Here is a 328-nt window from a genome sequence, read left to right as displayed (position 1 = left end):
AATCCACATCCTCGCCGAACGGTTCCGCATCACGCAGGCTGTCGGCGAGTACAAGGCGCGGGCCACCCTGCCCCCGGCCGATCCTGAGCGTGAAGCGAGGCAGATCGCGCGGCTGAGGAAATTGTCCGAGGAAGCCGATCTCGACCCCGAGTTCTCAGAGAAGTTCCTGCGCTTCATCATCGAGGAGGTGATCCGCCACCACGAGAAGGCGCGCTCGGGTTAACGAGCCTGCGCAAGATTACGCGCGCGGCAAGCGCACTTCGACCATCAGGCCGCCCAGATCCTCGCTTGCCCCGAGTGTAACAGTGCCGCCGTAAATCTCTACCAC

Annotated in this window: 1 protein-coding gene; it reads left to right on the top strand. The window is 63.1% G+C overall.

The features are described 5' to 3' along the window. On the top strand, positions 1-223 hold a 223-nt coding region (locus FLQ44_RS22650; protein ID WP_147696159.1), incomplete at its 5' end, for a chorismate mutase. Between the last annotated feature and the right edge of the window lie 105 nt (positions 224-328).

Source organism: Vogesella mureinivorans, assembly GCF_007644035.1.
Taxonomy (GTDB): domain Bacteria; phylum Pseudomonadota; class Gammaproteobacteria; order Burkholderiales; family Chromobacteriaceae; genus Vogesella; species Vogesella mureinivorans.
The sequence above is the reverse complement of the archived record's forward strand: the minus strand, read 5'-3'. Positions and strand labels throughout refer to the sequence as shown.